Source organism: Umezawaea sp. Da 62-37 (assembly GCF_032460545.1).
Taxonomy (GTDB): Bacteria; Actinomycetota; Actinomycetes; order Mycobacteriales; family Pseudonocardiaceae; genus Umezawaea.
In genome coordinates, this window is sequence record NZ_CP135965.1 from 10768013 (window position 1) to 10790876 (window position 22864).

The following is a 22864-nucleotide window of genomic DNA, read 5'->3' on the forward strand; positions in this document are numbered from 1 at the left end:
CACTCGGAGGACAGATGACGCTCTCGGCGGCGGATCGGCGTTCGCTCACGGGGTTCGCCGTGTCCGGTGTCGGTGGCACGGTGGTGGTCTCGTCGGATCGGCTTCGGTGGGTCGGGTTCGGTGGGGTGCTGCTGCTGGCGGTGGCGGCGTGGAGCGGTGTGCTGGCGGTGGGGCCTGCTGTGGTGTCGCTGGCGGTCGGGGTCGCCGGGGTGGGGCTGGTGGTGTTGGCCTGGGTGTTGTTGGGGCGTGCTGTTCTTGCGGGGCGGCCTCGGCCCAGTGCGCGGTGGTTGAAGCGGACGTTGGTGCTCTGGTGCGGGCCGCTGCTGGTGGTTCCGCCGTTGTTCAGCCGGGACGTGTTCAGCTACCTGGCGCAGGGGGAGGTCGCGGCACGTGGGCTCGACCCCAACGCGGTCGGGCCCGCGCGGGCGTTGGGGGCGGTGTCGGGGGTCGTCGAGCGGGTCGGGGTCCAGTGGCGGGACACGCCGTCGCCGTACGGGCCGTTGTTCGGGGCGGTGGAGCGGGCGATCGCGCGGGTGTCGGTGGGTGACCCGGTGGTGGGGATCCTGCTGCACCGGCTGGTCGAGGTGCTGGGGCTGGTGCTGGTGGTGTGGGCGGTGCAGAGGTTGGCCGCTGTGGTGGGGACGTCGCGGCGGGCGGCGTTGTGGCTCGGGGTGCTGAACCCGTTGGTGCTGTGGCACTTGGTGGCCGGGGTGCACAACGACTCGGTGATGTTGGGGCTCATGCTCGCGGGGACGGCGATCGCGCTCGGGGCGTTGGGGGAGCGGGTGGAGTGGGGGCCGCTGGTGTTCGGGGTGGTGCTCATCGCGCTGGCCGCCGAGGTGAAGGTGCCCGCGTTGGTGGCGTTGGCGGTGGTCGGGACGGCGTTGGCACGTCGTCGTGGTGGCGCGGTCGGCGACTTCGTGCGCGTCGGGATCGGGATGGTCGGGGTTTTCGTCGTGGTGTCGGTGCTCGTGTCGCTGCTGACGGGGCTCGGGTTCGGTTGGGTGAGGGCGTTGGGCACGTCGGGGAGGGTCGACAGCTGGATGGCGCCCACGAACTGGTTCGGGTTCCTGATCGGGGGGATCGGGGCGCTCATGGGGGCCGACGTCACGCGGACCGCGATCGGTGTCGGGAAGGCCGTCGGGTACGTGCTGACGGTGGTCGGGATCGGCGTTGTGCTGCGCGGGCAGTTGCGGGGGCGGATCGGGGAGGTCACCTCGCTGGGGGTGATTCTGGGGCTGGTCGTCGTCCTCGGTCCGGTGGTGCAGCCGTGGTACCTCCTGTGGGCGGTGATCCCGCTCGCCGTGTGCCTGCCGGTGGGGCGCGCGTGGGTGTGGCTGACCGGGCTGGTCGCGGTGTTCGCCGTGCTGGTGCCGCCGTTGGCGGGGGACTTCTCCGGCATGGTCGGCCAGCTGCTGGCGGGCTACGCGATCGGGATCGCCGTGGTCGGTGCGGCTTTCCTGGTGCTGCGCAAGGCGGACGCGGGCGAGAGGTCGATGGCGCGTGTCTGATCTGGCCGTCCGCGATCCCGAGGCGTCGAACCGCACGTGGCGCACCGCGGCCGTCGGGCGGTACGCCGCCGCCGTGCTGGCGGGCGGACTGCTGCACGTCGCGTTCCCGCCCCGCGTGCTCTGGTGGACGGCGGTCATCGCCTTCGCCCTGCTGTGGTTCGCGCTGGACGGGGCGCGCGTCCGCCGGGCGGCGCTGCTCGGCTTCGCCTTCGGGCTGGCGTTCTTCCTGTGCCACCTGCTGTGGATCGACGACTTCCTCGGCCGTGACTTCGGGCCCGCGCCGTGGCTGGTGCTGTCCGCGCTGATGGCGTTGTTCACGGCCGCCGCGTGCGCCCTCGTGCCGCTCGTGGCCCGGCTGCCCGGCGCGCCGGTGTGGGCGGCGCTGCTGTTCGTGCTCCAGGAGACGGCTCGCGGCCGGATCCCCTTCAACGGTTTCCCCTGGGGGCGCGTGGCCTTCGGCCAGGTCGAGGGTCCGTACCTGCCGCTCGCGGCGATCGGCGGCGCGCCGCTGGTGTCGTTCGCGGTCGTGGCGACGGGTTTCGGCGTGGCGGCCTGGGTGGCGAGGCCGCGTGACGTCCGGCGCGCGTGGCCGGTGCTCCCGCTGGTCGCGGCACTGGCGGTGGCGCCGGCCGTCGGCGTCGACGCGCAGGACGGCGTGCGCACGGTGGCCGTCGTGCAGGGCAACGCGCCGGACCTGGGACTCGGGCTGCTCGGCGCGCGGGACACGTTGCGCCGCAACCACTTGCGCGGCACGGCAGACCTCACCGCGGCGATCCGCGCGGGCCGGGTGCCGGTGCCGGACCTCGTGGTGTGGCCGGAGAGCGCGACCGGCACCGGCGACCACGACCCGGTGCTGGACCAGGCCGTGGCGGACCTCGGCGTGCCCGCGCTGATCGGCGCGCTGCGCCGGGTGGACGGGTACGAGGAGAACGCGGTCATCGCGTGGGACCCGAGGACGGGCGCGGGGGAGTCGTACGCGAAGCAGGAACTGGTACCGTTCGCGGAGCACATCCCGCTGCGGCCGCTCGCCCGCCTGGTGACCCCGTTCGCCGACGCGCCGGACCTGCGCGCGGGGAGCGAGCCCGGTGTGCTGGACATCGCCGGAACCCGTGTGGGCGTGGGGATCTGCTACGAGGTGGCCTACGACGCGGTGCTGCGCGAGAGCGCGGCCCGAGGCGCGCGGCTGCTCGTCGTGCCGACGAACAACGCCTGGTACGGACGTGGCGAGATGACCTACCAGCAGCTCGCCATGTCCAGGCTGCGCGCGGTGGAGCACGGTCGAGCGGTCGTCGTGGCGGCGGTCAGCGGTGTGAGCGCGGTGGTGCGGCCCGACGGCAGCGTGGCGCGGTCGACCGGGATGTTCACCGAGGACGCGCTCGTGGACACCGTCCCGCTGCGGTCGGACACCACGATCGCCACCCGGTGGGGCGGTGCGCTGGAGGTCCTGTTCACCCTCGCCGCGCTCGCCGCGTGCGCAATCGGTCTCCGGAGGCGTCCGCGGACGTGACTCGGGGCGGCGGCGGGAATGCCGCCGCCGCCCCGCCCTGTCCGGGGGTCAGCTCCCCGTGCAGGTGGGTGTCGGCGTGCCCGGTGTCCCCGCGGTCGACCCGAGGAACCCGAACGTGGTGCTGGCACCGGCCGCGACCGACCCGTTGTGCGAGGCGTTGCGGGCGGTGACCGCGGACCCCTGGGTGGTGACGGTCGCGTTCCAGGACTGGGTGATCGCCTCACCGCTGGGCAGGTTCCAGGCCACCGTCCAGTTGCCGATCGCCGAACTGCCCGCCGTGACCTTGACCTCGACCTGGTACCCGCCCTGCCACTTGTTGGTCACCGCGTACGTCGCGGTGCACCGCGCGCCGGCGGGTGGCGGGGTCGTGGTGGTCGTCGTGGTCGTGGTCGTGGTGGGGGTCGTGCCGCCGCCCCAGCCGGACGTCGAGTCCAGCCAGGCCGTGCGGCGGGTCATCCAGTCCTTCATGTACTGCACCTGGCCCTGCCACGTGGACGCGGTCGGCGTGATGAACGGGCCGATGTACTGCGTCGAGAGGTTGGGCCAGCGCTGGAAGTTGCGCTGCGCGGCGTTGGTCAACGGCCGGGCGAGCGCGTCGGCCCTGCTCGTCAGGGAGGCGTTGGAGAGCAGGCCGCCGCGCAGGGACTGCCAGCGCGCCTTGAGCTTGTTCACGAACGCCGGGTCCCGCATGAGCTGGGCGTACCAGTCGTTGGACTGGGGCGACCGGGTCTGCTGGTACTGCCAGCCCGCGGCCTGGTCGTTCTGGAAGTACCCGCCGACGCCGAACGTGAGGTCGAAGTCCCACAGCGGACCGGCGAAGATCTTGCTGTCCCGGTCCTTGTAGAAGTGGGCGCTGCGCACGTAGGCGTCCATGCCGCGGCTGAGCTCGTTGACGATCATGTGGTCGATGAACGAGTCCACGTCGATGTACTTCTGGTAGCCGGTCGCGGGATCGGCGGAGTTGGGTGCTCTGAGGACGTTGTTGAACTCCTGGATGTACCCGCGCAGCCACTCCTTCTGGGCGGGCTGCAACGGCGACGGGTCGGCCACCTCCAGGTAGTTCCAGCAGGTGTTGGCCGCCCCGGTGCACGGCAGCGTCGGCTCCTCGGCCGCCATCCACTCGAACTTCCAGATGTACCCGCCGCTGATCTTCGGCAGGGTCGTGTCCTCCTCGTCCAGCTTCTTGAGGTCGAGGCGGTTCTTGGTGTTCTTGATCGTCTCGACGATCATGTAGACGCCCATGTAGTCGCTCGCGCCCACCGGGTTCGCGTCGGTGTTGAGGTAGAACTCCGCGAACGAGTACCGCGGCGCCTTCAGCCCCATCTCCCGGCCGAGGTCGTAGACGAACGCCTCGCGGATCAGCGACTTGTCGGTGAACGGCCCGCGCAGCACCCAGTCGGAGTCGGCGGGCATGCCCAGCACCGGGTAGTCGGCGTCGTCGTTGTCGTTGTCGTGGAACTCCAGCCGGTACGGCGCCTTCTCGAACGAGGCCGACGACTGCCCGCGCAGTTTGAACCCGGCGCGGGTGGCGACCGCCGGGGCCGCCGCGAGCGACGTCGTCCCGCCGGTGGGCGGCTGGAAGATCATGGTGGTGGAGTCGAAGTACTCCCGCGCGGGCTTGCCCGCCCCGTAGGAGTCGATCATGACCACCGGGAGGTCGTGGGCCGTGGTGGTGGCGATGGCGCCGTACATGGCCGTTCCCGGCTTGCCGGACGCCGTTCCGCCGACGAAGGACTGCGCCCGGAGTTGGGTGGTGCGGGTGAACCTGAGCGGTGTGCCCTGGTAGAGCGTCGACTGCGCGGTCGGCAGCTTGCCGTCGGTGGTGTAGCGGATCTCGGCACCGCTGATCGCGGTGCCCAGCGACACGGACACCTGGCTCTGGAAGGTGCCGCTGGGCACGGAGAAGGTGATGTCGCCCAGGAGGTCCTCCGCCGACGCGGCCGCGGTGACGGCGTCCTCGGCCGCCGTGCTCGCGCTGGTGCCGGGGACCTGGACGGCGGAGGCGGGTTGGGCCCCGGCCGACAACGAGAACGGGACCAGGAGTCCCGCGAGGAGCAGGGCGGCGACCGCGAGACCCGTGGTGCGATGGGTCGCCGCGGCGCCGTTGCTGCGGAGGGTCAAGCGCACGATTTCTCCTATGCGGGTTGGTGGGAGGTGGTCGGCGTCAGGTCCATCGGCGTCGCGACGTCGTGGAAGTGGCGACGCAGCGTCCGCCGCCACGGCGCGTCGGGCAGGTCGAGGCGGAGCGCGGCCAGACCGGTGGCGTACTTGGAGATGCGGGCGGGCCGCACCCCGCGCTGCCACAGCAGGCGGTCGACCGGTGTGGCCGCCGACGTGCTCTTGGTCTCAACCACGGCCAGGGCGGGCAGCCGCAGGTGGGACACGTCGTCGCGCCAGGTGAGCCCGGTGTCGATGGTGACCCGGCTCGCGGTGGCGGGCAGCAGCAGCGTGGTCCGGTCGTACTCGGTGACCAGGACCAGGTCGAGCGGGCTCCCCGCGGCGGGGCCGACCGACTCGCGGGCCAGCACCTCGTCGACGAAGTCGCGCCCGAGGTGCACGGAGTCGCGATCCTCGGCGTGGTAGGGCATCCGGTGCTTGGTGATGCTCCCGCGCGCGCCGCTGATCTTGACCTCCAACCAGCACTCGGCGGAGTCCACGTAGGTGCGGGTGCGCACCTTGAACCGGCGGCGCCTGCGGTGCGCCGCGCAGTGGTAGCTGGCCAGCCGCGGGGTGTCGAAGTACACCGACTCGTAGCGGAACGAGCGTCCGCCGTCGATGTCGAGCACCCGCGCGTACGGCGTTAGCTGCTCCAGCAGGAACGGGAGCGCGGCGGCGGGCACGAGGTACTTGCGGTCCACCCTGGTCTGGAGCGCGGCGCGGTCGTTCAGCTCGGCCAGCCCGACGGGGGCCAGCCGCGCCAGCACGGGGTCGAGGGGCGTCATCGGTGGGCTCCCGAGTGCGCGGGCGTGCCGGGGTTGGCGGCGAGCCGGTGTTCGGGCAGCGAGTACCGGACGTCGACCAGGGTGGTCTCGTTGACCAGGTCCAGCCGCTGCACGGTGACGACGTGCACCTTGGCGCGCAGCAGTTGCTCCAGGTGCGCGACGAGCGCGACGTGGTCGGTGATGGCCGAGTCGAGCACCAGGATCTGGTGCCGGTAGTTCCGGAACAGCCGCTTGTTGTCGCCCAGGAACATCACCGTGACGATGAGCGCCATCAGCCCGCCGTTGAGCCACGCCGACGTGGTGCTCAGCGCGCCGAGGATTCCCAGCGCCAGCGCGGAGAAGTAGTACGCGACCTCGTGCTGGTCGAGTTCCGTGGAGCGCAGCCGGATGATGGACAGCACGCCGAACAGCGCCATCCCGAGCCCGAGCCCGGCGCCGACGTTGTTGGAGCTGAGCGCGCTCGCCACCGCGAGGACGCCGATGTTGACACCCAGGTAGGCGACGACCAGGTCGCGCCTCCGGTGTCTCGGGAAGTAGAGCCCGAAGACGAGCAGCGCCACCGCGCAGATGTCGATCGTGAACAGGACGAGTTGAGGCATCTCGCGCGTTCCTCCTGTGCCGAGCCGGCAGGCCGGGCACCGTCCACTTCCTGGCGGAGGATCGCGGAACGGTTACCGAAACTTTCGTGAGGTTAGGTAAACTTTCGGGAACTAATGGAAAACGGTAGGGGTCTGCGCGGGTTTACGTCAATGAACTTTCGCTACTTAACCCTGTGGCAAAAGGAGGATGTCCACCAATAGAGACGGGTTCGCAGCGTTACGGTGGCTCGAAACTTTCGGATCACCGAGAGGTGTGGCTGAGGCGAGAACGTCCTGGGGCGACGGTCCGCAATGGACTCGTTCTTCCAGGCAGGACGGGAAGATCGGGGGCGTCGGGTGGCGTCACGACGGGGCGGGTCGGGGATGGGCACCGACCGCCGGCAGGTCTCGCGGCGAACGGCCGCGGTGCTCGGGAGGGACCGGGGGGTGGCTGACCGGAGGTCCGGGTCGGCGGGTGGACCGCCGACCCGGACCTCGGGATCAGACCAGGTCGAACCGGTCGAGGTTCATGACCTTGACCCAGGCCGCCACGAAGTCGTGGACGAGCTTCTCCTTCGAGTCGTCGCTCGCGTAGACCTCGGCGACGGCGCGCAGCTCGGAGTTCGAGCCGAACACGAGGTCGGCGCGGCTACCGGTCCACTTGACCTCGCCGGTGGCGCGGTCGCGGCCCTCGAAGGTCTCCGAGTCGTCGGACGTCGCCGTCCACAGCGTGTCCATGTCGAGCAGGTTCACGAAGAAGTCGTTGGTCAGCGACCCCGGCGTGGAGGTCAGGACGCCCGTGGTGGACTCCTGGTGGTTCGCGCCGAGCACGCGCAGACCGCCGACGAGGACGGTCGTCTCGGGCGCGGTCAGCGTGAGCAGGTTCGCCCGGTCGACCAGCAGGTACTCCGACGGCAGCCGGTTGCCCTTGCCCCGGTAGTTGCGGAACCCGTCGGCGGTCGGCTCCAGCGCGGCGAACGAGTCCGCGTCGGTCTGCTCCGCGGAGGCGTCCATGCGGCCCGCCGCGAAGGGAACCTCGACGTCGAAGCCCGCGGTCTTGGCGGCCTTCTCCACGGCGGCGGAACCGCCGAGCACGATGAGGTCGGCCAGCGAGACCTTCTTGCCGCCGGTCTGGGCGCTGTTGAAGGACTCCTGCACGCCCTCCAGGGTGCGCAGCACCTGCGCGAGCGTGTCCGGGTTGTTGACCTCCCAGCCGCGCTGGGGCTCCAGGCGGATGCGGGCGCCGTTCGCACCACCGCGCTTGTCGCTGCCGCGGAACGTCGAGGCCGACGCCCACGCGGTGGAGACGAGCTGCGACACGGTGAGGCCGGAGTCGAGGATCCTGGCCTTGAGGTCGGCGACGTCGGCGGCGTCGACGAGCTCGTGGTCGACGGCCGGGATCGGGTCCTGCCAGATGAGCGTCTCCTGCGGGACCAGCGGCCCGAGGTAGCGCTGGATCGGGCCCATGTCGCGGTGCGTCAGCTTGAACCACGCCCTGGCGAACGCGTCCGCGAACTGGTCGGGGTTCTCGTGGAAGCGGCGCGAGATCGGCTCGTAGACCGGGTCGAGCCGCAGCGCGAGGTCGGTCGTCAGCATCGTCGGCGGGCGGACCAGCGAGCCGTCCTCGGGGTCGGGCACGGTGTTCGCGCCCGCGCCGTCCTTCGGCTGCCACTGGTGGGCGCCGGCGGGGCTCTTGGTCAGCTCCCACTCGTAGCCGAACAGGTTGTCGAAGAACGTGTTGCTCCACGCCGTCGGCGTGGACGTCCAGGTGACCTCCAGGCCGCTGGTGATCGCGTCCCGGCCCTTGCCGCTGCCGAAGGTGTTCGTCCAGCCGAGGCCCTGCTCCTCGATGGACGCGCCCTCGGGCTCGGGACCGACGTACTGGTCGGGGTCCGCCGCGCCGTGGGTCTTGCCGAACGTGTGGCCGCCCGCGATCAGCGCGACGGTCTCCTCGTCGTTCATCGCCATGCGGCCGAACGTGTCGCGGATGTCGCGCGCCGAGGCGAGCGGGTCCGGGTTGGCGTTCGGGCCCTCGGGGTTGACGTAGATGAGGCCCATCTGGACCGCGGCGAGCGGGTTCTCCAGCTCGCGGTCACCGGAGTAGCGCTCGTCGCCGAGCCAGGTGCGCTCGGGGCCCCAGTAGACGTCCTCGTCGGGCTCCCACACGTCCGGTCGCCCGCCCGCGAAGCCGAAGGTCTTGAAGCCCATCGTCTCCAGGGCGCGGTTGCCCGCGAAGATCATCAGGTCGGCCCACGAGATCGAGCTGCCGTACTTCTTCTTGACCGGCCACAGCAGCCTGCGCGCCTTGTCGAGGTTGCCGTTGTCCGGCCAGCTGTTCAGCGGCGCGAAGCGCTGCATGCCCGCGCCGGCGCCACCGCGGCCGTCCTGGGTGCGGTAGGTGCCCGCGCTGTGCCACGCCATCCGGATCATGAACGGGCCGTAGTGGCCGAAGTCTGCGGGCCACCACTCCTGGGAGTTCGTCATCACCGCGTCGACGTCCGTGGTCAGGGCGTCGAGGTCGAGGGTGGCGAACGCGGCGGAGTAGTCGAAGTCCCCGCCCATGGGGTTGGCCGCGACCGCGTGCTTGCGCAGGATCCCCAGGTTGAGCTGGTTCGGCCACCAACCGCGGTTGCCGCCACCCTCGGTCGGGTGGTTCAGGCGCCCGGTCGAGACCGGGCAACCGCCGGCGCTCTCCTCGTTCATCTCTCCAACGACGGCGTCAGGACTGTCAGACACAGGATTCCTTCCGGGATGTGCTCGGGAACTAGTTCGTTGTGGTGGAGCAGGCGGGGCAGAGGCCCCGGTAGACGACCTCGGCCTCGTCGATCGTGAAGCCGTGGTCGTCGGACGCGGTCAGGCACGGCGCGACGCCGACGGCGCAGTCGACGTCGGCGATGGCGCCGCACGACCGGCACACGACGTGGTGGTGGTTGTCCCCGACCCGCGCCTCGTAGCGCGCGGCGGAGCCCGGAGGCTCGATGCGACGGAGCAGCCCCGCGGTGGTCAGCGCGCGCAGCACGTCGTAAACAGCCTGGTGGGACACTCCGCCGAGCCCCTCGCGAACGATACCGATGATCGAATCGGTGTCGGCGTGCGGGTGGTCGTGGACCGCCGACAGCACCGCCACCCGTGGACGCGTCACGCGCAGGGCGACCCCGCGCAACATGCGTTCGAGGTCGGACGGTGTCGGCACGCCCAGGAGTGTGCACCCTTTTCTGGAATCAATCAAGAACAGCCTTCGGGTCCCCGGCTGTTCCCGCCCGGATCAGCCCGTCGACTTCGGCAGTCCGGCCACCACGTCGAGGAACCGGTCGACGTCCGAGCGGTCGTTGTAGTGCGCCAGCCCGGCCCGCACCGCGCCACCGGTGTCCCGCAGCCCGAGCACGCCGGTCAGCTCCCACGCGTAGCTGTGCCCGTGCCACACGTTCACCCCGTTCATCGCCAGGTGCTCGGCGACCTCGGCGGGCGTGTGCCCGGCGACGCGGAAGTACGCGATGGCGGTCCGCCGCGCGGGCTTGCCGTACAGCGTGACGTCCGGCAGCCCGCCGAGGCCGCCGATCAGGACCTCGAACAGCTCCCGCTCGTGGGCGCCCACGGCCTCCATCGAGATCCGCAGCCGCTCGCGGCGGGACGACGACGGCAGCGGCAGCGCCAGGCCCGCCACGTGCTCCACGGCGGCCGTGACCCCCGCGAGGTCGGCGAACGGCGAGGTGCCCGTCTCGAAGCGCTCCGGCACCCGGTCCGGCGACGGCGTCAGCTTCTCGGCGGGCAGCGACTCCAGCAGCGCCGGGTCCGCGACCAGCGCGCCGATGTGCGGACCGGCCCACTTGTACGCGCTGGTCACGAAGAAGTCGGCGCCCAGCTCCCGCACGTCGGGCAGGTCGTGCGGGGTGGAGTGCACGCCGTCGACGAACGTCAGCGCGCCCACCGCGTGCGCCTTCGCCGTGATCGCGGCGACGTCCGGTCGCGTGCCGAGGATGTTGCTGGCCGCCGTGACGGCCACCAGCCGGGTGCGGTCGGTCAGCAGGTCGTCGTACTGCTCCACCGGCAGCTCGCCGGTGTCGGCGTCCACCTCCGCCCAGCGGACCACGGCACCCGCGCGGGCCGCCGCCTGCGCCCACGGCCGGACGTTGGCGTCGTGGTCGAGCCGGGACAGCACGATCTCGTCGCCCTCCCGCCAGCCCTCGCCCAGCGCGTGCGCGAAGCGGTACACCAGCGTCGTGCTGTTCGGCCCGAGCACCACCCCGGCGGCCTGGCCGCCCACCAGGTCCGCGACGGCCTGCCGCGCATCGGCGACGATCGCCATCGACCGCGCGCTCGCCGGGAACGGGCCGCCCACGTTGCCGATGCCGAGCCGGTAGGCCGACGAGATCGCGTCGATCACGGAGATCGGCGTCTGCGTGCCCGCGGCGCCGTCGAGGTAGGCGTACCCGTCGGCCAGCGCGGGGAACGAGGAGCGGATGGCGGCGATGTCGAAGGTCATGCCCACCAGACTCGCCCAGCGCGGCGTGAAGCGGAAGCGGGAACATCGCCACGAGGTCGGGTCGGCGACCTTCCTCCCTGTTCGCACTGGTCAGAAGGATGAGCCACGGGTGATGACCCGTTCACAGTTCGTGTTCCCGCGCCCCGCACTGCCCGGTGCTGTTCCGACGGCGGCTACCGCACATCCGCCTCGTGCGCCAGCAGCGCCAGGCGGACGCGGTTGTCGGCGCCGGTCTTCGCGAGCAGCGAGCCGACGTGGGTCTTCACGGTCGTGACGCCGAGGTGGAGGTGGCGGGCGATGTCGGCGTTGCCGAGGCCCTGGGCGAGCAGGACGAGGACGTCGCGTTCACGGGGGGTGAGCGGGGGCAGGGTCGTGGTGGGGGCCTGGTGGCGGTCGGTCGCGCGGCTGATGACGCGGCGCAGGACGGTGGGGCTGAACGGGGGTTCGCCCGCGGCGGCGCGGCGGACGGCGTTGAGCAGGTCGTCCGGCGCGGAGTCCTTGAGGAGGAAGCCGTAGGCGCCCACCGCCAGCGCGCCGTAGAGGTGCTCGTCGTCGTCGAAGGTGGTGACCACGACGATCCTGGCGTCGCGGTGGCGGGCCAGGATGCGGGCGGTGGCGGTGGTGCCGTCCATGCCGGGCATCCGCAGGTCCATCAGGACGACGTCGGGGCGGTGCTCGTCGACCGCGCGGACGGCCTCGTGGCCGTTGGAGGCCTCGCCGACGGTCTCCACGTCGGGGGCGGAGTCGCAGAGCATGCGCAGGCCCGCGCGGACCAGGCGCTGGTCGTCGACGAGCAGGACGCGGATCACCCGACCTCCACCGGGGTGGTGCGGGGGAACCGCGCGGTGACGTGCCAGCCCGCCGGGGTGGGGCCCGCGTGGAACGTGCCGCCGAACACGGTGACGCGCTCGGACATCCCGATGAGCCCGTGCCCCGACGTGCCGCCGGGCCGCTGCCGGGGTACGCCGTCGTTGAGGACGGCGATCTCGACGTGGTCGGAGGTGCCGCGGACCCGCACCGAGACGTTCGCGCCGGGGCGGGCGTGGCGCATCACGTTGGTCAGGGACTCCTGCACGATCCGCAGCACGGCCAGCCGCCGCACCGAGTCGAGGTCGCCGCCCGGCTCGGTGATGGCGCAGGTGACGCCGAACCCGGCCTGCCCGCACCGCTCGGCGGCCTGCCGCAGCGCCGGGCCGAGGCCGTCCGGGCTGAGCACCGCGGCGTCCGGGGCGCTGGGGGCGCGCAGCACGGCGACGAGGTCGCGCAGGTCCTTGAGCGCGTCGGACCCGGTCGTGTGCACGTCGTCGAGCGCCGCCCGCAGCGCGTCGGCGTCCGGTGCGACGTGCCGGGCCACGCCGACCCGCAGCACGATGGACGACACGTGGTGCGCCACCAGGTCGTGCAGCTCACGGGCGATGGAGGTGCGTTCGGCCACGCGCGCCGCGCGGACCTCGGCGTCGCGCAGGCGCTCGGCGTCGAGCCCGCGCACGCGGTAGTACCGGGTCAGCTCGCGCGTCGACCGCAGGTGCCGCCCGGCCAGGATCGGCACGCCGACGACGATGAGCAGCCGCAACGCCGTGGGCACGGGCTCGGCGTCCGACTGGGAGGCCAGGTAGAACGCCCCGACGCCGGTCGCCACCGCGCACCCCGCGGCCAGGTGGGGCAGCCACGGTCGTCGCATCGCGAGTTCACCCAGCGCGAGCGCGGCCAGCAGTTGCAGGACCGCGATGCTCGCGGGGCTCACCAGCAGGGCGACCAGCAGCAGCGACGACTGGGCGAGGCTGACCACGAGCGGCGCGCGGCGGCCGAGCAGCACCAGCGCGGATCCCAGCAGCGACAACGCCCAGACGTCCGGCGTCACAATCTCCCGCGGTTCGAACAGGAAGACCAGCGCCGCGGGCACCACCACCAGCGGTGTCAGCCGGACGGCCCACCGCGCCCGAGTCGGCCACGTCTCCACAGGGGTCGAGCCTAGGCATCCCGGTGGAGCGCCGCCTCCTCCGACGGGAGGAGGCGCCTCCTCCCGGAAGCCGCGCGTTCGGGCCGCGGGAACGGTCCGCGCCGCCCGCCCGCTCGCCACGATGGTGACCGGAAACCGTCCGAACCCCTGGAGAGCCCTCATGATCTGGTCGAAGCCGCCGTCCAGGACGATCCTGTGCCTCCGGCTGCTGCTGTCCGCGATCTTCTTGGTGTACGGGAGCGTCAAGCTGCTGGGCGGCCAGTACTACTACGGCGACTGGACCATCTCGAAGTCCACCGCGGACGGCACCTCGCTGGTGTGGGCCTTCTACGGGTACTCCCCGTTCTACGGCCGGATGACCGGGCTGTTCGAGTTCATCCCGGCGGCCATGCTCCTGTTCCGCCGCACCACCTTCGCGGGCGCCGCCGCGCTGTTCGCGGTCGGCCTCAACATCACGCTCATGGACTTCGGGTTCGACTACCCGCTGGTCAAGTACCTGGCCGCGGTGTACACCGCCGTGCTCGCGTTCCTGGTCGTGCAGGACAGGGCCAAGCTCACGGCCCTGTTCCGCGACCCCGCCGAGGGGGAGCCGCGGACCACAGGGGGTGAGGAGCGGCCTGCCTAGCCGAGGGCGGCCCGCACCACGTCCCGCAGCGGCACCGGAGGCCGGCCGAGCAGGGCGGCGAGCGTCGGGTCCACCTCGGCGAAGTCGCCCTGGCGGCTCGCGGTGAACAGGCCGACGAGCATGTCGGCCGCGTGCTCCGGGACACCGTGGGCGAGCAGGCCCGCCCGGTAGTCGTCGGCGCTGACGACCACCCGCCGGATCTCCCGCCCGGTCAGCTCCGAGGCGATCGCGGCGACGCCCTCCATGTCGACCGCCTCCGACGCGGTGAGCGCCGGGGTCACGCCGTCGAGGCGGTCCTCCGCCAACGCGATCGCCGCGGCCTCCGCCAGGTCGGCGTGCGCCGTCCAGGAGACGGGACCGTCCTGCGGCACGGCGAGTTCGCCGGTCCGGAGGGCGGCGTTGAGCAGCATCACCGCCGAGGAGGCGTAGAAACCGTTGCGCAGCACCGTGAACGGCACCCCGGACTCCCGCAGCGCCGACTCGGTGGCGGCGTGGTCGGGCATGGGGGAGAAGGCCGAGGACGGGTGCGCGCCCATGTGGCTGGTGTAGACGACGCGTTCGGCACCGGACTTCGCCGCGGCGTCGATCGCCGTCCGGTGCAGCCGCACCGCCGACTCGCCGGTGGAATTCGCCGACACCAGGAGGATCCGCGAAGCGCCTTCGAAGGCGTGCTCGAGGCTCGTGGCGTCGGCGAAGTCACCCCGCCGGACCCGGACGCCCCGCGCCGCGAGTTCCGCCGCCTTCTCGGGATCGCGCACGCTGACGCCGATCCCCTCCGGCGCGACCCGGTCGAGCAGCCGCTCGACCACCGCGCCGCCGAGCGCCCCGCTTGCACCGCTGACAATGATCATGAGAACCCGTTGTCCCGCTTCCCGTTCGGCATCCGCCCACGTCCTGGGCGTGGTGATGACGATGCCGTCGGCGCGGCCGCGCGGGAAGGATCGGCGCGGTCCGGAGTGCTACCCCTGGGGTCATACCGGGAGGTGCTCCCCCAGCCAGGCGAGCTGGCGGATCGTGTGATGGGCGTCGCCGCCCTCGTGGTGGTTGTAGGGGTACACGGCGATCTCCTTGCGGTGCAAGGGGGTGCCCAGCGCGTTGAACGCCGCGAAGACGCCGGAGGGCGGGCAGATGGTGTCGCGCAGGCCGGTGGCGAACAGGGCGGGCGCCGTGGTCCGGCTCGCGAAGTGGACGCCGTCGAAGTAGGACAGCGAGTTCAGCACCCGCTCGGCGGACTTCCGGTGCACGGACAGGTAGCGCACGATCTCGTTGTAGGGCTCGGCGTCGGTGATGCCGATGGCCCGTTCCACCTGGCACAGCAGGGGAGCGCTGGCGAGCAGGGCGGCGACCCGGTTGTTCAGACCGGCCGCCGCGATGGCCAGCCCGCCGCCCTGGCTGTTGCCGACCACGGCCGCGCTCGCCACGTCGGGCAGGGCGAGCACCGCGTCCACGGCGCGGGAGGCGTCGGTGAGCAGGCGGCGCAGGTAGGCGGTGCCGGGATCGGCGATGCCGCGGGTGAGGAAACCGGGCGTCGCCGGGGCGGAGCCGATCGGGTCCGGGGTGTCGCCGCCGTTGCCGTACTGGCCGCCCTGACCGCGGGTGTCCACGAGCAGGTGGGCGTACCCGGCGCTGGGCCACAGCAGGCGTTCGACGGGCAGACCCCGGCCGCGGCCGTAGCCGAGGTACTCGACGACGGCGGGCAGCGGGTGGCCCTGGGTGCCCGCGGGGCGCGAGTACCAGGCGCGGATGGGGTGGCCCGCGAACCCGGCGAACGCGATGTCCCAGGTGTGGATCAGCGACAGGCCGGTGGTGATCGGGTCCACGGCGATCAGCGGCTCGTTGCGGGCCGCGTCGTCGAGCGTCGAGGTCCAGAAGTAGTCGAAGTCCGCGGGTTCCCTCACGGAGGGGCGGTACTTCTCCAGTTCGGCGAGGGGGAGGTCGAAGAGGGCCATGGTCAGTCCTTGTGGGCAGGCGGCGGAGCGGTGCTGCGGCGGACGACGAGTTCGATCGCCAGGTCTATGCGTTCGTTGCGGGGGCGTTCGCCGCGGGCGAGGGTGAAGACCATCTCCGCGGCGGTCGTGGCCATCTCGCGCAGGGGTTGGCGCACGGTGGTCAGCGGCGGGCCGATCCACTCGGTGACGTCCAGGTCGTCGTAGCCCACGATCGACAGGTCGTCCGGAATGGACAGTCCGAGTTCACGGGCGGCGCGCATGACGCCGAGCGCCTGGAAGTCCGAGCCCGCGAAGACGGCCGTGGGGCGGTCGGGGCGGTCGAGCAGGGCCATGCCGTGTTCGTAGCCGCCGTGGACGTAGAAGTCGCCCCACCGCACCAGGTCCGGCTCGACCGGCAGCCCCGCCTCCTCCAGCGCGCTGCGGTAGCCGTCGACCCTGGCCCTGCTGCACATCACGGTGGTGGGGCCGGAGACGACGGCGATGCGGCGGTGGCCCAGGCCGATCAGGTGGCGGGTGGCCGCGAGACCGCCCGACCAGTTCGCCGAACCGACCGTGGGGACACCGGGTTCCGGCTCGCCCGCGGTGTCGACCACGACGAACGGGATGTTGCGCGTCGCCAGCTGGTTGCGCTGGTCCTCGTCCAGGTCGGCGAGCACCAGGATGACGCCCAGCGGCCGCCGGGTGAGCAGGTCGTCGAACCACTCCCGCCGCGGCCGGTGCTCGCCGCCGAGTTCGGACAGCACGACGGCGGCGCGCTCGCTCGCGGCCGCCTGCTCGACGCCGCGGATGATCTCCGTGGCCCACGCCGAGTGCATCTCGTGGAACACCAGGTCGATCAGCGCCGGGCGGGACGACTCGCGGGCCCGCCTGCGCCGGTAGCGCCGCTGCTCGATCACGCTCTCGACCCGCGCCCGTGTGTGGGGGGCGACGTCCGGTCTGCCGTTGAGGACCTTCGAGACGGTCGGGACCGAGACGCCCGCCTCCGCGGCGATGGAGGCGATGGACGCGGGTGGCGGGCTGTCGGTGTTCGACGGGTCCGCGCCTGTTCCGAGCGGCGTGCTCATCCTGACCCCTGTCCTGCGTCGATCCCGGTACTGCGGCGTCGACCTAAACTTTCGGAGCTGGAGCCTAAACGTTAAAGCCGGCCAAGGCCAGTGATCATCGTTCGCCCTCTTGGTCACATATATGAACAAAACTGGGCTGATCGGCACTGACAGGAAGCCGTAGCAAATGCCGACGAGTGGTTGACGCTCTGGGGTGATGCCCTTACGGTCCTCCTCACCGGGTCGAGGTATCGGAATTGATTTCGATACTTTCGACTTATCACGACGATGTGGTCGGAGGTGCCTGGTCGATGGTGGACAGGACGGCCGAGGGCACCGCCGACGGGATTTCCCCCTGGCGGGACGTCCACCTGTCGACGGCGCGGCGGGTCGACGCGCTCGTCGCCGCGATGACGTTGCGGGAGAAGCTCGCCCAGCTCGTCGGGGTGTGGGTCGGCGCCGATCCCGAGGGCGGGGAGGTCGCCCCGCACCAGTCCGAGATGACCGGCGATCCCGTGGTGTGGCGGGACGTCATCGCCCACGGCCTCGGCCAGCTCACCCGCCCGTTCGGCACCCGACCGGTCGACCCGGTCGCAGGCGCCCGGTCGCTGGCGGTGTCCCAGGAGCAGATCGTCGCCGCGGGCAGGTTCGGGATCCCCGCGCTGGTGCACGAGGAGTGCCTGACCGGGTTCGCCGCCTGGCGGGCCACCGCCCACCCCGCGCCGCTGTCCTGGGGCGCGTCGTTCGACCCCGAGCTGGTCGCGGAGATGGCGGGCCTGATCGGCGCGTCGATGCGCGCGGCCGGTGTGCACCAGGGGTTGGCGCCGGTGCTGGACGTGACCCGCGACTACCGCTGGGGGCGGACCGAGGAGACGATCGGCGAGGACCCCTACCTGGTGGCCACGGTCGGCACGGCCTACGTGCGCGGCCTGGAGGGGGCCGGGATCGTCGCCACGCTCAAGCACTTCGCCGGGTACTCGGCGTCGCGCGCGGGCCGCAACCTCGCCCCGGTGGCCATCGGCGCCCGTGAGCTGGCCGACGTGGTGCTGCCGCCGTTCGAGATGGCCGTCCGCGACGGCCGCGCGCGGTCGGTGATGAACTCCTACAGCGAGATCGACGGCGTCCCCGCGGCCGCGGACGGCGACCTGCTCACCGGACTGCTGCGCGACACCTGGGGCTTCGACGGCACCGTGGTGGCCGACTACTTCGCGGTCAAGTTCCTCCAGTCGCTGCACGGGGTCGCCGAGGACGAGGGGCACGCCGCCGCGCTCGCGCTGGCCGCGGGCATCGACGTCGAACTGCCGACCGTGCGCTGCTACGGCGAACCGCTGCGCCACGCCGTCGAGCGCGGTGACGTCGACGAGGCCCTGGTGGACCGGGCGCTGCGCCGCGTGCTCGCGCAGAAGGTCGAGCTGGGGCTGCTGGACCCGGACTGGTCGGCGCTGCCGGACGGCGTCGACGCGCTGGACCTGGACACGCCGCGGTCGCGCGAGGTGGCGTTGCGGCTGGCGCGGGAGTCCGTGGTGCTGCTGGCGAACCCCGACGACGTCCTGCCCCTGCGCGCGGGGGCACGGGTGGCGGTCGTCGGACCGCTGGCCGACGACCCGATGGCGATGCTGGGCTGCTACTCGTTCCCCGCCCACATCGGCGTGCACCACCCGGACACCGGGCTGGGGCTGGGGATCCCGACCGTCCTGTCGGCGCTGCGCGACGCGCTGGGCGAGGTCACCCACGCCCGCGGCTGCGAGGTCAGGTCGACCGGAGCCGACTTCACCGAGGCCGTCGCGGTCGCCCGCGACGCCGACGTGTGCGTGGTGGCGGTGGGCGACCTGGCCGGGCTGTTCGGCGGCGGCACGTCGGGCGAGGGGTGCGACGCGACCGCGCTGGACCTGCCGGGGTCGCAGGCCGACCTCGTGCGGGCGGTCGCGGCGACCGGCACACCGGTGGTGCTGCTGCTGATCACCGGCAGGCCGTACGCGATCGGCGGACTGGCGGGCGGGGTCGCCGCGGTGGTGCAGGCGTTCTTCCCCGGCCAGCTCGGGGGCCGGGCCATCGCCGACGTCCTCACCGGGGCGGTGGCGCCGTCGGGACGGCTGCCCGTCAGCATCCCGGCCGACCCGTCCGGCCAACCGGGGACCTACCTGTCCGCGCCGCTCGGCCAGAGCACCCGCGTGTCCACTGTGGACCCCACGTCCCCGTTCCCGTTCGGCCACGGGCTCGGCTACGACCGGTTCACCTGGACCGCTCCCCGGACCTCCGCCGCGGCGTGGCCGACCGATGGCGACGTCGTGGTGGAGCTCCACGTGCACAACCCCGGAGACCGGGCGGGCGCCGACGTCGTGCAGCTCTACCTGCACGACCCCGTCGCCCAGGTCACCCGGCCGGTCGTCCGGCTGATCGGGTACACCAGGGTGCCGCTGGAGCCGGGGTGCTCGGCGCGGGTCGCCTTCCGCGTCCCGGCCGACGTCACGTCCTTCACCGGCCGCGACGGGCGGCGGGTCGTCGAGCCGGGAGCCGTTCAGCTCCGCGTCTCCCGCTCCAGCGCCGACGTGCACGGCGTGGTGGACCTGGACCTCACGGGCCCGTTGCGCGTGGTCGACCACACCAGGGACTGGACCACCACGGCGGTCGTGACCGAGGTCGAGCAGGAGGCGGTGGGGGCATGACCATCGACACGCGGGAACCCGAGGCCGCGCCCGAACCGCCGCCGCCGTCCGCGAAAGCGCTGCGGGACCGGCGGGTGAAGCGGACCTGGCGCAAGGCGTTGCGGCGCGACTGGCAGCTCTACTCGCTCGCACTGGTGCCGCTGCTGTTCTTCCTGCTCTTCCGCTACCTGCCGATGCTCGGCAACGTCATCGCCTTCCGCCGGTTCGTCCCCGGCGGCAGCCTGTTCGGCGAGACGTGGGTCGGCCTGCGGTACATCAAGATCTTCCTGGACGACCCGACGTTCTGGCAGGTGTTCGGCAACACCTTCATCCTCGGCGCGCTGACCCTGCTGTTCTGCTTCCCGCTGCCGATCGTCCTCGCCCTGCTGCTCAACGAGGTCCGGTCGCGCTTCTTCAAGCAGTTCGTGCAGACGGTGTCCTACCTGCCGCACTTCTTGTCGCTGGTCATCGTCGCGGGCATGGTGCTCCAGCTGACCTCGATCGAGGGCACGGTCAACCAGGTCATCGGCGCGTTCGGCGGCAGCCCGATCGCGTTCATGCAGGGACCGCAGTGGTTCCGCACGATCTACGTCTCCTCCGAGGTGTGGCAGACCGTCGGCTGGGGCACGATCCTCTACCTGGCCGCGCTGACCACCATCGACGACCAGCTCTACGAGGCCGCCAAGATCGACGGCGCCAACCGGTGGAAGCAGACCTGGCACATCACCCTGCCGGGGATCCGGCCGACCATGGTGACGCTGCTGATCCTCAACATCGGCACGTTCATGGCGATCGGCTTCGAGAAGATCCTGCTGCTGTACAACCCGCTGACGTACCCCACGGCCGACGTGATCTCGACCTACCTGTTCCGGGTCGGCCTGGTGTCGAACAACTTCAGCTACGCCGCCGCCATCGGGCTGTTCGAGTCGATCATCGGCCTGACGCTGGTCCTGTCCGCCAACGCGATCTCGCGCCGCACAGTGGGGACGAGCCTGTGGTGATCACCGACCCGACCGAGCTGGCCAAGCGCCTGGAGAAGCCCGCGGTCGTCCGGCCGACCCGCGTCGGCGACACCCGCGGCCACCGGATCTTCCGCGTGGTCAACGTGTTCCTGCTGCTCGCGATCGCCGCGGTGACCCTGTACCCGTTCGTCAACATCGTGGCGCAGTCCTTCAGCGACGAGCAGTACATCCGCACGGGCCGGGTGAACCTGGTCCCGCGCGGGTTCAACCTGAAGACCTACGAGATCATCATGTCCGACCCGACGTTCTGGAACAGCTACCTGAACACCGTCGTCTACACGGTGACGGCCACCCTGATCTCGCTCGTGCTGACGACGACGTACGCCTACGTGCTGTCCAAGCACCACCTCAAGGGACGCGGCCTGCTCGTCGGCGTCGCGGTGTTCACCATGTTCTTCAACGGCGGACTGATCCCGAACTACGTGCTGATCTCCGAGCTGGGCATGAAGAACACGCTGTGGGCGGTCGTGCTGCCGAACGCGATCAGCGTGTTCAACCTGCTGGTGATGAAGGCGTTCTTCGAGAGCCTGCCCAAGGAGCTGGAGGAGGCCGCGACGGTCGACGGCCTCAACACCTACGGCGTGCTGTTCCGGATCGTGCTGCCGCTGTCCAAGGCCGTGATCGCGACGATGGTCCTGTTCTACGCGGTGGCCAACTGGAACTCGTGGTTCTCCGCGTTCCTCTACTTCGACCGCGCCGACCTGTTCCCGGTGACCGTGTACCTGCGGAACATGGTCTCCGGGGCCACCACCGCGACGTCCTTGGGGAGCGCGGACAGCGACGTGGGGCAGGTCAACTCCAACATCAAGGCGGTGACGATGGTGCTGACGGTGCTGCCCATCCTCACGGTCTACCCCTTCATCCAGCGGTACTTCGTGTCGGGCGTGATGCTCGGCGCGGTCAAGCAGTAGCGCACCTCCGGGTCGACGACGATGTCACACCTCTTGAGGAGAGCACGATGCGAACGAGATGGAATCGCTTACTCACGGCCGTGACCGCCGCCGGACTGGTGGCGGGGTTGGCGGCGTGCAGCGAGGAGGAGGGCTCGTCGGGTGGCGTGAACCTCGACGGCAAACGGGTCGCCGCCATGAGCGACTTCAAGGCGGGCGACCAGTTCAAGGCCACCGAGCCGGTCGAGTTCCGGGTCCTCTACAGCGACCACCCGAACTACCCGGTGAAGGACGACTGGCTGCTGTGGTCGGAGATCACCGGCCGGACGAACGTCAAGGTCAAGCCGACGATCGTGCCGATGAGCGACTACGAGCAGAAGCGGAGCCTGGTCGTCGGCGCCGGTGACGCGCCGGAGATCATCGCCAAGACCTACCCCAACCAGGAGGACGCGTTCGTCGCCTCGGGGGCGATCCTGCCGGTGAGCGACTACCTCGACCTGATGCCGAACCTCAAGGCGAAGATCGAGAAGTGGAAGCTCCAGCCCGAGCTGGACACGCTGCGCCAGGACGACGGCAAGTTCTACCTGCTGCCCGGCGTGCACGAGGAGCCGTGGCAGGACTACACCCTGGCGTTCCGCACCGACGAGCTGACCAGGCTCGGCCTGGCCACGCCGAAGACGTGGGACGAGGTCTACACCGTCCTCAAGGCGATCAAGGCCGCGCACCCGGACAGCTACCCGCTGTCGGACCGGTTCCAGGGCAACAGCATCCTCAACGTCGCCGCGCCGGCCTTCGGCGCCACCGCGGGCTGGGGCTACGAGCAGGCGCGGTGGAACGAGAGCACGAAGAAGTACGAGTACTCCGGCGCGGCCGCCGAGTACAAGAAGCTGGTCGAGTTCTTCCACAAGCTCGTCGCCGAGGGCCTGATGGACCCGGAGAGCTTCACGCAGAAGGACGAGCCCGCGATCCAGAAGTTCGCGACCGGCAAGTCCTTCGCCATCAGCACGAACGCCCAGACCATCGTCAACGACTACCGCCCCGGCCTCAAGAACATCCCCGGCGCGACCGTCGCGAAGATCCCCGTCCCGTCCGGGCCCAACGGCGACGTGCTGCGCGTGACCCGCCTGGAGAACGGTCTGATGATCTCCGCGAAGGCGGCGGAGAGCGACAAGTTCGTCGCCATGATGCAGTTCATCGACTGGCTGTGGTACTCCGACGAGGGCGCCGAGTTCGCCAAGTGGGGCGTCAAGGGCACCACGTACGACAAGGACGCGTCGGGCAAGCGGGCCCTCAAGTCCGACATCGGGTTCGGCGGCATGAACCCCGACGCCCCGAAGAAGCTCCAGAAGGACTTCGGCTTCCAGGGCGGCGTCTTCGCCTACGGCGGCACCACCGAACTGCTCCAGTCGATGTTCACCGAGGAGGAGGTGGCCTTCCAGAAGTCCATCTCCGGCAAGAAGAACCTGCCCTTCGGTCCGCCCGCGCCCTTCAGCGACACCGAGCGCGAACAGGCCACGCTGTGGGAGACCCCGCTCAAGGACCTCACCACGCAGGCGACGCTCCAGTTCATCCTCGGCGACCGCGACCTGTCGACCTGGGACGCCTACGTCAAGGAACTGGACGGCAAGGGGATGGGCCAGTACGTGCAGCTCGTCAACAGCGCCTACGAGCGGTACAAGCAGAAGAACGGCTGACCGCCGCGGGCCGGT

The 22864-nt window shown here is 71.3% G+C and carries 18 protein-coding genes; 7 read left to right on the plus strand and 11 right to left on the minus strand.

What is annotated here, in order from left to right; genetic code table 11:
- The first annotated feature begins 14 nt into the window (after positions 1 to 14).
- A complete protein-coding gene (mptB, locus tag RM788_RS48485) occupies positions 15 to 1511 on the plus strand; it encodes a polyprenol phosphomannose-dependent alpha 1,6 mannosyltransferase MptB (RefSeq protein WP_315928082.1) in 1497 nt (498 codons plus the stop codon).
- Positions 1504 to 3018 (plus strand): apolipoprotein N-acyltransferase, encoded by a 1515-nt coding sequence (gene lnt, locus RM788_RS48490; RefSeq protein WP_315928084.1) that lies wholly within the window; start codon positions 1504 to 1506, stop codon positions 3016 to 3018. Before mptB ends, lnt begins: the two co-directional genes overlap by 8 nt.
- Positions 3019 to 3066: 48 nt before the next feature.
- On the opposite strand, the gene RM788_RS48495 is transcribed toward lnt, so the two are convergent.
- From RM788_RS48495 to RM788_RS48530, 8 genes are all read right to left on the minus strand, one after another.
- A complete protein-coding gene (locus RM788_RS48495) occupies positions 3067 to 5145 on the minus strand; it encodes a CotH kinase family protein (RefSeq protein WP_315928086.1) in 2079 nt (692 codons plus the stop codon).
- An 8-nt stretch (positions 5146 to 5153) separates the two neighbouring features.
- Positions 5154 to 5960, minus strand: a complete 807-nt coding sequence (locus RM788_RS48500) for a polyphosphate polymerase domain-containing protein (protein ID WP_315928088.1) — start codon at positions 5958 to 5960, stop codon at positions 5154 to 5156.
- Positions 5957 to 6559, minus strand: coding sequence for a DUF4956 domain-containing protein (locus tag RM788_RS48505; protein ID WP_315928090.1), 603 nt, complete (start codon positions 6557 to 6559; stop codon positions 5957 to 5959). Before RM788_RS48505 ends, RM788_RS48500 begins: the two co-directional genes overlap by 4 nt.
- A 480-nt stretch (positions 6560 to 7039) precedes the next feature.
- A complete protein-coding gene (gene katG, locus RM788_RS48510) occupies positions 7040 to 9274 on the minus strand; it encodes a catalase/peroxidase HPI (RefSeq protein WP_399342413.1) in 2235 nt (744 codons plus the stop codon).
- Positions 9275 to 9302: 28 nt separating this feature from the next.
- Entirely contained in the window at positions 9303 to 9731 is a 429-nt protein-coding gene (locus RM788_RS48515; RefSeq protein ID WP_315928093.1) for a Fur family transcriptional regulator, read from the minus strand.
- Positions 9732 to 9803: 72 nt separating this feature from the next.
- Complete coding sequence (locus RM788_RS48520; RefSeq protein ID WP_315928095.1) at positions 9804 to 11021, minus strand: cysteine desulfurase-like protein; 1218 nt, start codon at positions 11019 to 11021, stop codon at positions 9804 to 9806.
- Between the two features lie 173 nt (positions 11022 to 11194).
- Complete coding sequence (locus tag RM788_RS48525) at positions 11195 to 11830, minus strand: response regulator (protein ID WP_315928097.1); 636 nt, start codon at positions 11828 to 11830, stop codon at positions 11195 to 11197.
- Positions 11827 to 12981: a sensor histidine kinase gene (locus tag RM788_RS48530; protein WP_315928099.1), complete on the minus strand. Its 1155-nt coding sequence runs from the start codon at positions 12979 to 12981 to the stop codon at positions 11827 to 11829. The genes RM788_RS48525 and RM788_RS48530 overlap by 4 nt, the downstream gene beginning before the upstream one ends.
- 160 nt (positions 12982 to 13141) lie before the next feature.
- Here RM788_RS48530 and RM788_RS48535 point away from each other — a divergent pair, with 160 nt between their 5' ends.
- A complete protein-coding gene (locus RM788_RS48535; protein ID WP_315928101.1) occupies positions 13142 to 13606 on the plus strand; it encodes a hypothetical protein in 465 nt (154 codons plus the stop codon).
- Here RM788_RS48535 and RM788_RS48540 read toward each other — a convergent pair.
- The 3 genes from RM788_RS48540 to RM788_RS48550 form a co-directional block, all read right to left on the minus strand.
- Positions 13603 to 14457, minus strand: a complete 855-nt coding sequence (locus tag RM788_RS48540; protein WP_315928103.1) for an NmrA family NAD(P)-binding protein — start codon at positions 14455 to 14457, stop codon at positions 13603 to 13605. The genes RM788_RS48535 and RM788_RS48540 overlap by 4 nt on opposite strands.
- Before the next feature lie 120 nt (positions 14458 to 14577).
- Positions 14578 to 15555 carry an acetylxylan esterase gene (locus RM788_RS48545; RefSeq protein ID WP_315928105.1) on the minus strand — a complete coding sequence of 326 codons (978 nt, stop codon included), beginning with the start codon at positions 15553 to 15555 and terminating at the stop codon, positions 14578 to 14580.
- Between the two features lie 2 nt (positions 15556 to 15557).
- Positions 15558 to 16619 (minus strand): LacI family DNA-binding transcriptional regulator, encoded by a 1062-nt coding sequence (locus RM788_RS48550; protein ID WP_315928107.1) that lies wholly within the window; start codon positions 16617 to 16619, stop codon positions 15558 to 15560.
- Between the two features lie 290 nt (positions 16620 to 16909).
- On the opposite strand from RM788_RS48550, the gene RM788_RS48555 reads away from it, so the two are divergent.
- The 4 genes from RM788_RS48555 to RM788_RS48570 all read left to right on the plus strand — a co-directional run bounded on the left by RM788_RS48555 (position 16910) and on the right by RM788_RS48570 (position 22849).
- Positions 16910 to 19264 carry a beta-xylosidase/alpha-l-arabinosidase gene (locus RM788_RS48555; RefSeq protein ID WP_315928109.1) on the plus strand — a complete coding sequence of 785 codons (2355 nt, stop codon included), beginning with the start codon at positions 16910 to 16912 and terminating at the stop codon, positions 19262 to 19264.
- Positions 19261 to 20244 (plus strand): ABC transporter permease, encoded by a 984-nt coding sequence (locus tag RM788_RS48560; RefSeq protein WP_315928111.1) that lies wholly within the window; start codon positions 19261 to 19263, stop codon positions 20242 to 20244. The genes RM788_RS48555 and RM788_RS48560 overlap by 4 nt, the downstream gene beginning before the upstream one ends.
- Positions 20241 to 21176: a carbohydrate ABC transporter permease gene (locus RM788_RS48565; protein ID WP_315928113.1), complete on the plus strand. Its 936-nt coding sequence runs from the start codon at positions 20241 to 20243 to the stop codon at positions 21174 to 21176. Before RM788_RS48560 ends, RM788_RS48565 begins: the two co-directional genes overlap by 4 nt.
- Before the next feature lie 80 nt (positions 21177 to 21256).
- Positions 21257 to 22849: an ABC transporter substrate-binding protein gene (locus RM788_RS48570; RefSeq protein WP_315928115.1), complete on the plus strand. Its 1593-nt coding sequence runs from the start codon at positions 21257 to 21259 to the stop codon at positions 22847 to 22849.
- Positions 22850 to 22864: the final 15 nt, after the last annotated feature.